The sequence below is a fragment of the Actinophytocola sp. genome, assembly GCF_035762905.1.
Taxonomy (GTDB): Bacteria; Actinomycetota; Actinomycetes; order Mycobacteriales; family Pseudonocardiaceae; genus DASYTH01.
Window position 1 is genome coordinate 52,077 of record NZ_DASUCC010000131.1, and the last position, 13,591, is coordinate 65,667.

General features: G+C 71.1%; 13 protein-coding genes. 10 read left to right on the top strand and 3 right to left on the bottom strand.

Annotated elements, in window-relative coordinates; translation table 11 throughout:
- Nucleotides 1-58 precede the first annotated feature (58 nt).
- From dnaE to VFV67_RS28040, 3 genes are all read left to right on the top strand, one after another.
- Entirely contained in the window at nucleotides 59-3,625 is a 3,567-nt protein-coding gene (gene dnaE / locus VFV67_RS28030; protein WP_326473663.1) for a DNA polymerase III subunit alpha, read from the top strand.
- Between the two features lie 241 nt (nucleotides 3,626-3,866).
- Complete coding sequence (locus VFV67_RS28035) at nucleotides 3,867-4,061, top strand: PLDc N-terminal domain-containing protein (protein ID WP_326473750.1); 195 nt, start codon at nucleotides 3,867-3,869, stop codon at nucleotides 4,059-4,061.
- Between the two features lie 9 nt (nucleotides 4,062-4,070).
- Nucleotides 4,071-5,342, top strand: coding sequence for an adenosylmethionine--8-amino-7-oxononanoate transaminase (locus tag VFV67_RS28040; RefSeq protein ID WP_326473664.1), 1,272 nt, complete (start codon nucleotides 4,071-4,073; stop codon nucleotides 5,340-5,342).
- Here VFV67_RS28040 and VFV67_RS28045 read toward each other — a convergent pair.
- Nucleotides 5,339-5,596, bottom strand: coding sequence for a glutaredoxin family protein (locus VFV67_RS28045; protein WP_326473751.1), 258 nt, complete (start codon nucleotides 5,594-5,596; stop codon nucleotides 5,339-5,341). The genes VFV67_RS28040 and VFV67_RS28045 overlap by 4 nt on opposite strands.
- 76 nt (nucleotides 5,597-5,672) lie before the next feature.
- Between VFV67_RS28045 and bioD the strand changes: the two genes are divergently transcribed.
- The 4 genes from bioD to VFV67_RS28065 all read left to right on the top strand — a co-directional run bounded on the left by bioD (nucleotide 5,673) and on the right by VFV67_RS28065 (nucleotide 8,510).
- Nucleotides 5,673-6,395: a dethiobiotin synthase gene (bioD, locus tag VFV67_RS28050; RefSeq protein ID WP_326473665.1), complete on the top strand. Its 723-nt coding sequence runs from the start codon at nucleotides 5,673-5,675 to the stop codon at nucleotides 6,393-6,395.
- Between the two features lie 86 nt (nucleotides 6,396-6,481).
- On the top strand, nucleotides 6,482-7,504 hold the full coding sequence (bioB, locus tag VFV67_RS28055) for a biotin synthase BioB (protein ID WP_326473666.1): 1,023 nt from the start codon (nucleotides 6,482-6,484) through the stop codon (nucleotides 7,502-7,504).
- Between the two features lie 204 nt (nucleotides 7,505-7,708).
- Nucleotides 7,709-7,921, top strand: a complete 213-nt coding sequence (locus tag VFV67_RS28060; protein ID WP_326473757.1) for a hypothetical protein — start codon at nucleotides 7,709-7,711, stop codon at nucleotides 7,919-7,921.
- Between the two features lie 10 nt (nucleotides 7,922-7,931).
- The gene (locus tag VFV67_RS28065; protein ID WP_326473667.1) at nucleotides 7,932-8,510 is read left to right on the top strand and encodes a DUF2567 domain-containing protein; all 579 of its coding nucleotides are present in this window, start codon (nucleotides 7,932-7,934) and stop codon (nucleotides 8,508-8,510) included.
- Between the two features lie 7 nt (nucleotides 8,511-8,517).
- On the opposite strand, the gene VFV67_RS28070 is transcribed toward VFV67_RS28065, so the two are convergent.
- A complete protein-coding gene (locus tag VFV67_RS28070) occupies nucleotides 8,518-9,198 on the bottom strand; it encodes an LON peptidase substrate-binding domain-containing protein (RefSeq protein WP_326473668.1) in 681 nt (226 codons plus the stop codon).
- Between the two features lie 23 nt (nucleotides 9,199-9,221).
- Nucleotides 9,222-9,941, bottom strand: a complete 720-nt coding sequence (locus tag VFV67_RS28075; protein WP_326473669.1) for an NUDIX hydrolase — start codon at nucleotides 9,939-9,941, stop codon at nucleotides 9,222-9,224.
- A gap of 65 nt (nucleotides 9,942-10,006) precedes the next feature.
- Here VFV67_RS28075 and nadA point away from each other — a divergent pair, with 65 nt between their 5' ends.
- The 3 genes from nadA to nadC all read left to right on the top strand — a co-directional run bounded on the left by nadA (nucleotide 10,007) and on the right by nadC (nucleotide 13,591).
- Nucleotides 10,007-11,029: a quinolinate synthase NadA gene (gene nadA, locus VFV67_RS28080; protein WP_326473670.1), complete on the top strand. Its 1,023-nt coding sequence runs from the start codon at nucleotides 10,007-10,009 to the stop codon at nucleotides 11,027-11,029.
- Nucleotides 11,026-12,651, top strand: coding sequence for an L-aspartate oxidase (locus VFV67_RS28085; protein ID WP_326473671.1), 1,626 nt, complete (start codon nucleotides 11,026-11,028; stop codon nucleotides 12,649-12,651). The genes nadA and VFV67_RS28085 overlap by 4 nt, the downstream gene beginning before the upstream one ends.
- 91 nt (nucleotides 12,652-12,742) lie before the next feature.
- Nucleotides 12,743-13,591 (top strand): carboxylating nicotinate-nucleotide diphosphorylase, encoded by an 849-nt coding sequence (gene nadC / locus VFV67_RS28090; RefSeq protein WP_326473672.1) that lies wholly within the window; start codon nucleotides 12,743-12,745, stop codon nucleotides 13,589-13,591.

A 13,591-nucleotide genomic window follows, 5' to 3' on the forward strand; every position in this document is an offset into this window, starting at 1 on the left:
CGACACGCCTCGCCGGTTGACCCTCAGCCGCTTCGATCTCGTCGTAGGGTGATGCCTCGTGGCGGCTGACTCCTTCGTTCATCTTCATGTGCACACCGAGTACTCGATGCTTGACGGCGCCGCCAAGGTCACGCCCCTGCTCGAGGAGGCCAAGCGCCTCGGGCAGCCCGCCGTGGCCATGACCGACCACGGCAACCTGTACGGGGCCGACGAGTTCTACCAGACCGCAAACCGGGTCGGCATCAAGCCGATCATCGGTATCGAGGCCTATCTGGCGCCGGTGAGCCGGTTCCACAAGAAGCCGGTGTTCTGGGGCGACGCCCGACAGCGCGACACCGACGAGCTGGGCGAAGGCGGCGACGTCTCCGGCGCAGGCGCCTACACCCACATGACCATGTGGGCGGCGAACTCGGCCGGGCTGCGCAACCTGTTCGCGCTGTCGTCGCTGGCCAGCCTGCAGGGGTACTACCGCAAGCCGAGGATGGACCGGGAACTGCTGGCCGAGCACGCCACCGGGATCATCGCCAGCACCGGGTGCCCGTCCGGCGAGGTGCAGACCCGGCTGCGGCTGGGACAGCCCGCCGAGGCGCTGCAGGCCGCGGCCGACTACCGGGACATCTTCGGCGCCGAGAACTTCTTCCTCGAGCTGATGGATCACGGTCTGCCGATCGAGCGCTCGGTCCGCGACGGGCTGCTGGACATCGGGCGCCGGCTCGACCTGACCCCGCTGGCCACCAACGACTCGCATTACGTCACCAAGGACCAGGCCAACGACCACGCCGCGCTGCTCTGCGTGCAGTCCGGCAAGACGATCACCGACCCGAACCGGTTCAAGTTCGACGGCGACGGCTACTACCTGAAGTCCGCGGCCGAGATGCGCGAGCTGTGGGACGGCCAGGTGCCCGGCGCTACAGACGCCACGCTGTTGATCGCGGAGCGGGTCGAGTCCTACGCCGAGGTGTACTCGCACGTCGACCGGATGCCGATGTTCGACGTGCCGGCGGGGGAGACCCAGGCGACCTGGCTGCACAAGGAGGTCATGGCCGGGCTGCACCGGCGGTTCCCGGGCGGCATCCCGGACGGCTACGTCGAGCGGGCCGAGTTCGAACTGAACGTGATCAACCAGAAGGGCTACCCGGCGTACTTCCTGGTCGTGGCCGACCTGGTCAACCACGCCAAGGACGTCGGCATCCGGGTGGGGCCCGGCCGGGGCTCGGCGGCCGGCTCGCTGGTCGCCTACGCGCTGGGCATCACCAACCTCGACCCGATCCCGCACGGCCTGCTGTTCGAGCGGTTCCTCAACCCCGAGCGGCCGTCCATGCCCGATGTCGACATCGACTTCGACGACCGGCGGCGCGGCGAGATGGTGCGCTACGCCACCGAGAAGTACGGCGTGGACAAGGTGGCCCAGGTCATCACGTTCGGCACGATCAAGACCAAAGCGGCGATCAAGGACGCCGCCCGGGTGCTGCACGGCCAGCCCGGGTTCGCCATCGCCGACCGGATCTCCAAGGCGCTGCCGCCGCCGATCATGGCCAAGGACATCCCCCTGTCCGGCATCGTGGATCAGACCCACGAGCGGTACGGCGAGGCCGCCGAGGTGCGCACCCTGATCGAGACCGACCAGGACGTCGCCAAGATCTTCGAGACCGCCCGGGGCCTTGAGGGGCTGATTCGCAACGCCGGTGTGCACGCCTGCGCGGTGATCATGTCCTCGGAACCGCTGATGAACTCGATTCCGCTGTGGCAGCGGGACGACGGGTCGATCATCACCGGCTGGGACTATCCCTCGTGCGAGGCCATCGGCCTGCTGAAGATGGACTTCCTGGGGCTGCGCAACCTGACCGTGATCGGTGACGCGATCGACAACATCCGGGCCAACCGGGGCTCCGACATCGATCTGGAAACCCTCGCGCTGGACGACCCGGACACCTACAAGCTGCTCGGCCGGGGCGACACGCTGGGTGTGTTCCAGTTGGACGGTGGCGCGATGCGCGACCTGCTGCGCCGGATGCAGCCCACCGGGTTCGACGACATCGTGGCCGTGCTGGCCCTGTACCGGCCGGGTCCGATGGGCATGAACGCGCACAACGACTACGCCGACCGGAAGAACAACCGGCAGAAGATCACACCGATCCACCCGGAACTGGAAGAGCCGCTGCGTGAGATCCTGGCCGAGACCTATGGCCTGATCGTGTACCAGGAACAGATCATGCGCATCGCGCAGAAGGTCGCCGGCTACTCCATGGGACGCGCCGACGTGTTGCGCAAGGCGATGGGAAAGAAGAAGAAGGAGGTCCTCGAGAAGGAGTACGAGGGCTTCGACGAGGGCATGCGCGCCAACGGGTTCTCCAAGGCGGCGGTGAAAGCCTTGTGGGACACCATTCTTCCGTTCGCCGGGTACGCGTTCAACAAGTCGCACGCGGCCGGCTACGGTCTGGTCTCCTACTGGACGGCCTACCTCAAGGCCAACTATCCGTCGGAGTACATGGCCGCGCTGCTGACCTCGGTGGCGGACAACAAGGACAAGTCGGCGGTGTACCTGTCCGAGTGCCGCCGGGCCGGGATCAAGGTGCTGCCGCCGGACATCAACGAGTCCGGGCTGCGCTTCGCCGCGGTCGGCACCGACATCCGGTTCGGGCTCGGCGCGATCCGCAACGTCGGGGCCAACGTGGTCGAGTCGATCATCGAGACCCGGTCGAAGAAGGGTGCCTACGTCTCGTTCACCGACTTCCTGGACAAGTCCGAGCTGGTCTGCTGCAACAAGCGGGTGATCGAGTCGCTGGTGAAGGCCGGCGCGTTCGACTCCCTCGGGCACACACGGTTGTCGCTGGTGCAGGTGCACGAGGAGGCGGTGGACGCGGTCGTCGGGCTCAAGCGGCAGGAGGCGATGGGTCAGTTCGACCTGTTCGGCGACTTCGGCGGCGGTGAACCGGCGGTGGACGCCTCGCCGCTGGCCCATCTCAAGATCAGCTCCGAGGAGTGGGCGCGCAAGCAGCTGCTCGGCTTCGAGCGGGAGATGCTCGGGTTGTACGTCTCGGCGCACCCGCTGGACGGCGCCGAGCGGTTGCTGCGCAAGCACGCCCCCAAGCCGATCGCCGAGATCCTGGCCGACCCGCCCAAGGAGGGCGAGCTCGTGCTGTCCGGCATGATCTCCGCGCTCGAACGCCGGGTGAACAAGCAGGGCGAGCCGTGGGCGATCTGCACGGTGGAGGACCTGGACGCCTCGATCGAGGTGCTGTTCTTCCCCAAGTCCTACTCGGTGTTGTCGATGGACCTGGTCGAGGACGCGGCCATCGCCGTCAAGGGCCGGGTGAACTGGCGCGAGGACAAGATGTCGGTGTTCGGCTCGGGGCTGATTCCGTTGGACATCAGCGACATCGAGCACACCCCCGGCGCCCCGCCGCCGTTCGTGTTGCTGTGCAATCCCAACAAGCTCAACGACGACGTGGTCGGCGAGCTCAAGCACACCCTGTCGGCACATCGTGGTGACACCCCCGTTCATCTCAAGTTCGCGCACAAGGACAACGGCGTCACCCTGGCTCTGGACGACTACCCGATCACCGTCACCCCGGCATTTCTCGGCGAGATCAAAGCTATCCCTGGAATAACCGTCGACGCGTGACCGCGCGGTCGCCCCGCGAGTCCCCGTTTCCAGCAACCGAGTTGCGTCTTCTAGTCCGGCATGCCGCGCTCGACGACTTCGTCAGCAGGGCGCGGTGGCCGCCGCACCGGATGCTGGCCGAAGTGCGGATCGCCGGACAGCCGACCATTGTGGACACAGCGGTCCGGAGTAAGGGAAGGTCGACGAGATGTGCGCAACCCGGTCCAAGCGCTGGCGGGATCTGTCGCCCGGTCAGCGGCGGATGGTCGTCCTGGGGGGAGTGGTGCAGGTGGCGTTGGCCGCTGTCGCGTGGATCGACCTCGGCCGGCGTCCGGCAGAGCGGGTGCGGGGGCGCAAGGCGGTGTGGGCTGTGGTGATCGCGATCAATTATGTCGGGCCGATCGCCTACTTGTGTTGCGGCCGGACCAAGGGCGGGGTCGACGGGGGCAGGACGTAGCCTGCGGGCGTGGATGTCAGGGAGCTGCTGGCGCTGGACCGGGCGCATGTGTGGCATCCGTACGGGCCGATGCCGGGGCTGGCGGAGCCGCTGGTGGTCGAGTCGGCGCGCGGGGTGCGGCTGCGGCTGGCGGATGGGCGTGAGCTGATCGACGGGATGTCGTCGTGGTGGGCGGCCATTCACGGGTACCGGCATCCGGTGCTGGACCGGGCGATGGTCGAGCAGGCCGGGCGGATGAGCCATGTCATGTTCGGCGGGCTCACCCACGAGCCGGGAGTGCGGCTGGCGCACCGGCTGGTCGAGATCACTCCGGAGCCGCTTGAGCACGTCTTCCTGTGTGACTCGGGCAGCGTCTCGGTCGAGGTCGCGATCAAGATGTGCCTGCAGTACTGGCGGTCGACCGGCCGGCCGGACAAGCGCAGGCTGCTGACCTGGCGCGGCGGGTACCACGGGGACACTTTCCACCCGATGAGCGTGTGCGACCCGCACGGCGGGATGCACAGCCTGTGGCGCGGGGTGCTGCCGGAGCAGGTGTTCGCCGGGATGCCGCCGGTCGGCTTCGAGCACGACTACGTGGCACACCTGGCCGAGCTGATCGAGGCCCACGCCGGCGAGCTCGCGGCGGTGATCGTCGAGCCGGTCGTCCAGGGCGCAGGCGCGATGCGCTTCCACGATCCGCGGTACCTGCATGTGCTGCGTGAGCTGACGCTGGCCAACGACGTGCTACTGATCTTCGACGAGATCGCCACCGGATTCGGCCGGACCGGCACGCTGTTCGCCGCCGACCACGCCGGGGTCAGCCCGGACGTGATGTGCCTCGGCAAGGCGATGACCGGCGGTTACCTCTCGATGGCCGCGACGCTGTGCACCGCGAAGGTGGCCACCGGAATCTCGGCGGGTGCCGTGCCGGTGCTGGCGCACGGTCCGACGTTCATGGCCAACCCGCTGGCCGCAGCGGTGTCCCGCGCCTCGATCGACCTGCTGCTCGAGTCGGACTGGCAGAGTACGGTCAAACGCATCGAGCTGGAACTGGCCAGCGGCCTCGCCCCGGCCGCCGCCCTGCCCGGCGTTCGCGACGTCCGCGTCTTGGGGGCGATCGGAGTCGTGCAGCTGAACCACCCGGTGGATGTGTCCGAGGCGACCCGGACTGCGGTGGACGCGGGGGTGTGGCTGCGCCCGTTCCGGGACGTCATTTATACAATGCCGCCGTTCATCTGTGAAAATGGTGAAATCCGGGCGATTGCGAACGCCGTTGTCGCGGCCGCCGCGGCCGCCGGCTAAATGGTATTTGGTAATAGCCTTCTGGCCAGTTCCGCGTCGGTCGGCTCGATCAGCACCGACCCGTCCGGAAGCACCACCACCGGGATGTTGGTCCGCCCTTCGGCCAGCTCAATGGCCCTGTCGCGGGCAACGGCGTCGCGCTCGACATCGACGTCGGTGAATGGCACCTTGTTGTTCCGCAGCCATGCCTTGGCCTGCCGGCAGTCCCCACACCACTCGGCGCCAAACACGACGACGTTTTCGCTCCCACCCATACGCACGGCACGGAATATACCCAACCCCCGGACGCACGTGGGTGGTGCAATCGGGTTGGGTCTAATCTGACTCTCCGTGAGTGTGCTCGTGCTCAGCGGAACCGGTACCGGGGTCGGAAAAACCGTCGTCGCGGCGGCGGTCGCGGCGCTCGCGCTGGCCGCGCGCCGCCGGGTCGCGGTGCTCAAACCGGTGCAGACCGGGGTCGGCCCGGACGACCCGGGCGATGTCGACGAGGTGGTCCGGCTGGCCGGCGACCTGACCGGTCTGGAACTGGCCCGGTTCGCCGACCCCCTGGCCCCGGCGACCGCGGCCCGGCTGGCCGGCCGGCCGGCCGTGCGCCCGGCCGACATCGCGGCGGCCGCGGTGGAGCTGAACCGCACGCACGGCCTGGTGATCATCGAAGGGGCCGGCGGGCTGTTGGTCCGGTTCGACGACGAGGGCGGCACCCTCGCCGACGTGGCCTGGGCGCTCGGCGCGCCGGTGCTGGTGGCCGCCGAGGCCGGGCTGGGCACGCTGAACGCCACCGCGCTGACCACCGAGGCGTTGCGCCGCCGGGGGATCGGCTGCGCCGGGGTGGTGGTCGGATCCTGGCCGGCCGAGCCCGACCTGGCCGCCCGGCACAACCTGGAGGATCTGCCGGCGGTGGCGGAGGCGCCACTGGCCGGGGTGCTGCCGGCCGGCGCGGCCGCGCTGGACCGGGCCGAGTTCCTGGCCACGGCCCGGCGTTCGCTGGCCCCCGGGCTGGGTGGCGAGTTCGACGCCGAGGATTTCGCCATCGGGCAGCTCCGCGCGGGCTGATCGAGCCGCGGTGACTGACGTCTCGCTCGGACCGATCGGGTGTGCGGCAGACTGGCGCGAGACGTCGATCCACTGAGGAGGAAACCGTGACCGCCGCCGCCCAGCGAACCGACGACACGCTGCTCGACGCGGCCAGGGAGCAGGTACTCGAGCGCGGCGAGGGGCTCCGCGAGGACCAGGTGCTGCGGGCGCTGCGCGTCGGCGACGAGCGGCTGCCCGACCTGCTCGCCCTCGCCCACGCAGTGCGGATGCGGTGGTGCGGCCCCGAGGTGGAGGTCGAGGGCATCGTCAGCCTGAAGACCGGCGGATGCCCGGAGGACTGCCACTTCTGCTCCCAGTCCGGCCGGTTCCCCACCCCGGTGCGCTCGGCCTGGCTGGACATTCCGGGGCTGGTCGAGGCGGCCCGGCAGACCGCGGCGACCGGGGCCACCGAGTTCTGCATCGTGGCGGCGGTGCGCGGGCCGGACGCCCGGTTGCTGTCGCAGGTCCGGGACGGCATCGCGGCGATCCGCGCGGCCGGCATCGAGATCCAGATCGCGTGCTCGCTCGGCATGCTGACCCAGGCTCAGGTGGACGAGCTGGTCGGAATGGGGGTGCACCGGTACAACCACAACCTGGAGACCGCGCGGTCGCACTTCCCGGCGGTGGTCACCACGCACACCTGGGCGGAGCGCTGGGAGACGCTGCGGATGGTGCGGGACGCCGGGATGGAGGTCTGCTGCGGCGGCATCATCGGGATGGGGGAGACGGTCGAGCAGCGGGCCGAGTTCGCCGGGCAGCTCGCCGAGCTGGACCCGCACGAGGTGCCGCTGAACTTCCTGATCCCACAGCCCGGCACGCCGTACGAGACGTACCCGGTGGTGGCCGGCCGGGACGCGCTGCGCACGGTGGCGGCATTCCGGCTGGCGATGCCGCGCACGATGCTGCGGTTCGCCGGCGGGCGGGAGTTGACCCTGGGCGATCTCGGCGCCGAGCAGGGCATGCTCGGCGGCATCAATGCGATCATCGTCGGCAACTACCTGACCAACCTCGGCCGGCCCGCGCAGCAGGACCTGAACATGCTGGCGGAGCTGAAGATGCCGATCAAGGCGCTGAGCGACACGTTGTGAGTGAGCTTGCGAGCGAACCAATGTCACAGGGCGTCCGATCACGGCGGCTCCGAGCCTGCGAGGAGGCGGCGTGAGCGAGCTTGCGAGCGAACCAATTTCACAGGGCGACGTGAGCGAGCTTGCGAGCGAACCATCGGGTACTGCCCCGGCGCCGAGTCTGCGAGGCGGTGGGGTTCGGCGGCACCGAGCTTGCGAGGCGCCGTTGTGACCGGTGGGTTTTGTGTGCGGTGCGGGCAGCCGGCCGGTACGGGCGAGCACGCCGCGTGCCTCGGGTTGCGGGCCGAGCTGGAGCCGCCGCGGTTCTGCCGGGAGTGCGCCCGGCGGATGGTGGTGCAGGTGACCCCGGCGGGCTGGACCGCGCGGTGCAGCCGGCACGGAGAGTGCTCCTCCTCCGGCCCGGCGCCGGCAACGGACTAGTGTCTTCGGGGTGTCGACCCCAGCCGATCACCCGCCGCCCGAGTCGGGCTGGGTCGTCGGCCTACCCACCCCGCTGCCCTGGCGGCCGCCACCCAGGGTGATCATCCGGGCCGACCTGGTGCCGGCCGTGATCGTGTTCGTGGCCGTGGGGCTGCTGGGGATCGGCATCGGGTGGATCTGGTCGCTGATCGCCCCGCCGCAGCGGATGCGGGTGCTGGCCGACCGGCAGGTGCCGCTGCCGGTGGAGAGCTACCACAAGTTCGACGATCTGGCCCTGTTCGTGTTGCTGTCGCTGGGGGCCGGGCTGGTCACCGGCACGGCCCTGTGGTTGTTGCGCGGTCGCCGCGGCCCGGTGGTCATGGTCGCCGCGGTGCTCGGTTCGTTCGGTGCCGCGGCGCTGGCCATGGCGCTGGGACTGGCGTGGGCGCAGGCTCGGTACGCGCTGCCGGAGGCGCCGACGGTCGGCGACGTGGTCGCCCAGGCACCGGTGCTCGAGACCGCGTGGTGCGTGCTGGCCTGGCCGCTGGCCACCGCGCTCGGCTACGGCATCCTGTCCGCCTGGAACGGTGCCGACGACCTGGATCGCTGACCGGTGTTCAGTTCAGGCTGAACTCGGTCTGGAACTCGGCCGGGGGAGCGGGAACCGCGCGCAGCGAGGTGAGGATCCCGGCCTCGCGGTTGAGGATCTTGCGGACCATGCGCAGGCGGTGCAGCGGGCGGATCTCCTCGAGCAGGCGCTGGCGGTCGTCGATGGTGAGCAGGCAGTCGGAGGCCAGCAGGTGAGCCAGGCCCGCGGCGTCGGTGTCCTCGGGTGGTTCGGACCAGTCGCCGCCCTGCCAGGCCGCATGGCAGTAGCGCCGGTGCGCGGACCGGGCGCCGTGCGACAGGATCCGGATCGCCTCGTCGCCGATGCTCGGCGGGTCCGCGTCGGGCACCCATTCGATCGCGCCGACCAGGTACGGCGCGCTGGTGCTGTCGATGGCCAGCAGCCGGAACCGCCGCTCGCCCATGGTCACCACGTCGAACCGGCCGTCCGGCAACCGTTTCGCCGCGCGCAGCAGCGCCGAGCAGCCGTAGGCCCGGACCTGGTCCACCGAGGTCACCTCGAGGTCGAGCGATGGCCGCAGCGCCACCACGCCGAAGCGCTTGCCGGGCACCACTCCGGTGACCAGATCCACGGTCAGCTGCCGGTAGCGCGGCTCGAAGATGTGCAGCGGCAGTCTCGCTCCCGGCAGCAAAACGGTCTGCAGCGGGAAGAGCGGGAGCGACTCGGGCACGGATTCAAACTACGACGACGAGTTCAAGATCGCTTTCTGGTGTCTTCCACCCGGGTGGGCGGACGCAGCACGGCGAACGGGTCGGTGACCGCCATGCTGCGCTTGGCGAAGGTGAACAGCGCGGCCGGACGGCCGCCGGCCCGGCCAGGCACCGCGGTCTCGCCGGTGGTCTCGAGCAGCCCGCGCCGGGACAGCACGCGTTGCAGGTTGGTGGCCGACACCCGGTACCCCAGCGCCGCCGAGTACAGCCCGCGCAGCGCGGAGATCGTGAACACCGGCGGGGCGAGCGCGAACCCGATGTTGGTGTAGGAAAGCTTGGCGCGCAGCCGGTCCCGCGCTCGAAGAACGATCGACTCGTGGTCGAACGCGGTGGGCGGCAACGCGTCCACCGGATGCCAGCGGGTGTCGGCCGGGATGGCCGGGTCGTTGTCCGACGGCACCAGCCCGAGGAACGCGGTCGCCACCACCCGCGGACCCGGCACCCGGTCCGGTGCGCTGAACACGGCGAGCTGTTCTACGTGCGCCAACTGCCGAACGTCGACCTTCTCGGCGAGCTGGCGCTTGATCGACCGTTCCACGTCCTCGTCGGTCCGCAGCCGGCCGCCGGGCAGCGACCACCGGTGTGCGTGCGGCTCCATTGCGCGTTCCCACAACAGAACTTGAAGTGATCCCGCTCTCACCTGTAGCACCGCGCCCAGTACTTCATGGGCGAGCGGTGCGGCGGCGGTGGTAGCATCGGCCATGTTTTCGCCCCTAAGGCGAAAACCTCCGGTCAACTCGACCCGGATGGCACACGGAGGAGCACATCATGGCCGCGACCGCCTCTCTGGAGCTGGGATCCGATCTCACACCGTACGGGGGAGTGGTTCCCGACGCGGGCTGGCGCGCCGAAATCCGGCGGCTGGCCGAGGAACAGAACGCGGTGCTGCTCGCGCACAACTACCAGCTGCCGGAGATCCAGGACATCGCCGACCACACCGGCGACTCGCTCGGCCTGAGCCGGATCGCGGCGACCAGCGACGCGGCCACCATCGTCTTCTGCGGCGTGCACTTCATGGCCGAGACCGCCAAGATCCTCAGCCCGGACAAGCGGGTGCTCATCCCGGACGCCCGGGCCGGCTGCTCGCTGGCCGACTCGATCGACGCCGCGCAGCTGCGCGCCTGGAAGGCCGAGCACCCCGGTGCCGTGGTCGTCTCCTACGTCAACACCACCGCGGAGGTGAAGGCGGAGACCGACATCTGCTGCACCTCGTCCAACGCGGTCGACGTGGTCCGGTCCATCCCGGCCGACCGCGACGTGCTGTTCCTGCCGGACCAGTTCCTCGGGGCGCACGTCAAGCGCGAGACCGGCCGGCAGAACCTGCACATCTGGGCCGGCGAATGCCATGTGCACGCCGGGATCAACGGCACCGAACTGGCCGAGCGGGCCGCCGCCAACCCGGACGCGGACCTGTTCGTGCACCCCGAGTGCGGCTGCGCGACCTCGGCGTTATATCTGGCCGGCGAGGGCATCGTGCCCAGCGAGCGGGTCAAGATCCTGTCCACCGGCGACATGGTCACCCAGGCCCGGGCCACCCGGTCCCGGTCGGTGCTGGTGGCCACCGAGATCGGCATGCTGCACCAGCTCCGCCGGGCCGCTCCGGAGATCGAGTTCACCGCGGTCAACGACCGGGCCTCGTGCCGGTACATGAAGATGATCACGCCCGCGGCGCTGCTCCGGGCACTGCGAGAAGGACGCGACGAGGTGCACGTCGACCCGGCGATCGCCGAGCGGGCCCGCGGCGCGGTGCAGCGCATGATCGAGATCGGCAAGCCAGGAGGCGGGGAATGACCGTCCGCTGGGAGGCCCGGGCCGACCTGGTCGTGGTCGGCACCGGGGTGGCCGGGCTGACCGCCGCCCTTGCCGCGCACGCCCTGGGTCTGCGGGTGCTCGTGGTGACCAAGTCCGCGGCCGACGACGGCAACACCCGGTGGGCGCAGGGCGGGATCGCCGCCGTGCTGCCCGAGGCACACGAGCCGGGCGACACGGTGGCCCGGCACGCGGCGGACACCCGCCTCGCCGGCGCCGGGCTGTGCGACGAGGCGGCGGTCGCGGCGATCATCGCCGGCGGGCCGGCCGCGGTGCACCGGCTGCGCCGGCTGGGCGCCGCGTTCGACCTGGGTGCCGACGGGACGACATTGGCCCGTGGCCGGGAGGGTGGGCACAGTGCGTTCCGCGTGGTACACGCGGGCGGCGATGCCACCGGCGCCGAGGTGGAGCGGGCGCTGCTGGCCGCGGCGCGCGACGGCCGGGTGCCGATGCTCGAACGGCACGTGGCCGTGGACACGCTGCGCACGCCGCTCGGCGCGGTGGCCGGGCTGCTGGTGCTGGACGGTTCCGGCGAGTTGGGCCGGATCGGGGCGCCCGCTGTGCTGCTGGCCACCGGCGGCCTTGGCCAGCTCTACCAGGCCACCTCCAACCCGGCGGTGGCCACCGGGGACGGGATCGCACTGGCGCTGCGCTCCGGCGCGCCGGTCGCCGACCTGGAGTTCGTGCAGTTCCACCCCACCGTGCTCTACACCGGAGCCGGCGCGCGCGGCCGCTGCCCGCTGGTCACCGAGGCGGTGCGCGGCGAGGGCGCGGTGCTGATCGACGCGACCGGTGCCCGGGTGATGGCCGGCGTGCATCCGCTCGCCGACCTCGCGCCGCGCGACGTGGTGGCGGCGGCGATCACCCGCAGGCTGGCCGAGGAGCCCGGCGGGGTCAACGACCACGTGTTCCTGGACGCCACCGGGATCGGCGCCGAGCCGTTCCGCCGCCGATTCCCGACCGTCTACCGGGCGTGCCTGCGGGTGGGCGTGGACCCGACCAGGGAGCCGATCCCGGTCGCCCCGGCCGCGCACTTCTCCTGCGGCGGCGTGACGTCCACCGTGGCCGGGCGCACGCCGGTCACCGGCCTGTACGCGGCCGGCGAGGTGGCCCGGACCGGGCTGCACGGCGCGAACCGGCTGGCGTCCAACAGCCTGCTCGAGGGGTTGGTGGTCGGTGGCTGGGCGGCCGAGGCGGTGGCCGCGGACCTGGCGGGCGGCCGGCTCGCCGATCCCCGGCAGGCCGAGCGGCCCGCGCTGCCGGTCGCTCCGGTCGCCGAGCGGGACCTGCTGCAGCGGGTGATGAGCCGCTACGCCGGGATCGGCCGGGACGGCGAGGATCTCGCGGTGATCGGCTCGGTGCTCGACATGTCCGCTGTGGACAGTCCGCTGGCCAGCCGGGAGCTGGTCGAGGACGCCGCGCTGACCCTGACCGCCCGGGCGCTGATCGCCAGCGCCGCCGAGCGCACCGAGTCCCGCGGCTGCCATGTGCGCACCGACCATCCGGCGCCCGACCCGGCCTTGGCGCGCAGCCTTTCGGTCCGGCTCACCCCGTCCGGCCAGCCGATGCTCGCCGGCCGCGGTCTGATCAGGAGTGTCGCGTGAGCGGAGCTTGCGGAGCGAAACATCGAGCACTGCCCGGCCGCCGAGGGACGAGGCGGCCGGGCAGCCAGCATCGAGCTTGCGAGGTGCTGGCGTGACCGAGGAGTTGGAGCTGGACCTGGATCTGGACCGGGTGATCACCGCCGCGCTCGACGAGGACCTGCGGTACGGGCCGGACGCGACCACCGTGGCGACCGTGCCGGCGGACGCCGTGGCCACGGCGGAGCTGACGCCCCGACGGGCCGGCACGCTCGCCGGGGTCGGGGTGGCGCTGGCGGTGTTCGAGCGGGTGCTCGGCTCGGTCGAGGTGCTGCATCGGGCCACCGACGGCTCGCCCGCGGTGCCGGGAAGTCCCGCGCTGGTCCTGCGTGGCTCGGTGCGCGGGTTGCTCACCGCCGAGCGCACCGCGCTCAACCTGGTCTGCCATCTGTCCGGGGTGGCCACCGCGACCGCCGCCTGGGTGGCCGCGGTGGCCGGCACCGGGTGCGCGATCCGGGACACCCGCAAGACGCTGCCCGGCCTGCGGCTGCTGGAGAAGTACGCGGTGCGCTGCGGCGGCGGGGTGAACCACCGGTTCGGTCTCGGCGACGCCGTGCTGATCAAGGACAACCACGTGCTGGCCGCGGGTTCGGTCGGCAAGGCCCTTGCCGCCGCCCGCGCGCACGCCCCCGGCCTGCCCTGCGAGGTCGAGGTGGACAGCCTGGAGCAGCTCGACGAGGCGCTCGCCGAGCGCGCGGAGCTGGTGCTGCTGGACAACTTCACGGTCGAGTGGTGTGCCGAGGCGGTCGGCCGGGCCGCGGGCACCCCGACCCGGCTGGAGGCCTCCGGCGGCCTGACCCTGGACGTGGCGCGCGGCTACGCCGAGACCGGGGTGGACTTCCTGGCGGTCGGCGCGCTGACCCACTCGGCGCCCGCGCTCGATCTGGGTCTGGATCTGTGCTGA

Coding starts and splice junctions, on each gene's coding strand:
- VFV67_RS28085 (WP_326473671.1), top strand. CDS start 11,026: ATGACCGTCCGCTGGGAGGCCCGGGCCGACCTGGTCGTGGTCGGCACC.
- VFV67_RS28045 (WP_326473751.1), bottom strand. CDS start 5,596: ATGGGTGGGAGCGAAAACGTCGTCGTGTTTGGCGCCGAGTGGTGTGGG.
- nadA (WP_326473670.1), top strand. CDS start 10,007: ATGGCCGCGACCGCCTCTCTGGAGCTGGGATCCGATCTCACACCGTAC.
- VFV67_RS28075 (WP_326473669.1), bottom strand. CDS start 9,941: ATGGCCGATGCTACCACCGCCGCCGCACCGCTCGCCCATGAAGTACTG.
- VFV67_RS28035 (WP_326473750.1), top strand. CDS start 3,867: ATGGTCGTCCTGGGGGGAGTGGTGCAGGTGGCGTTGGCCGCTGTCGCG.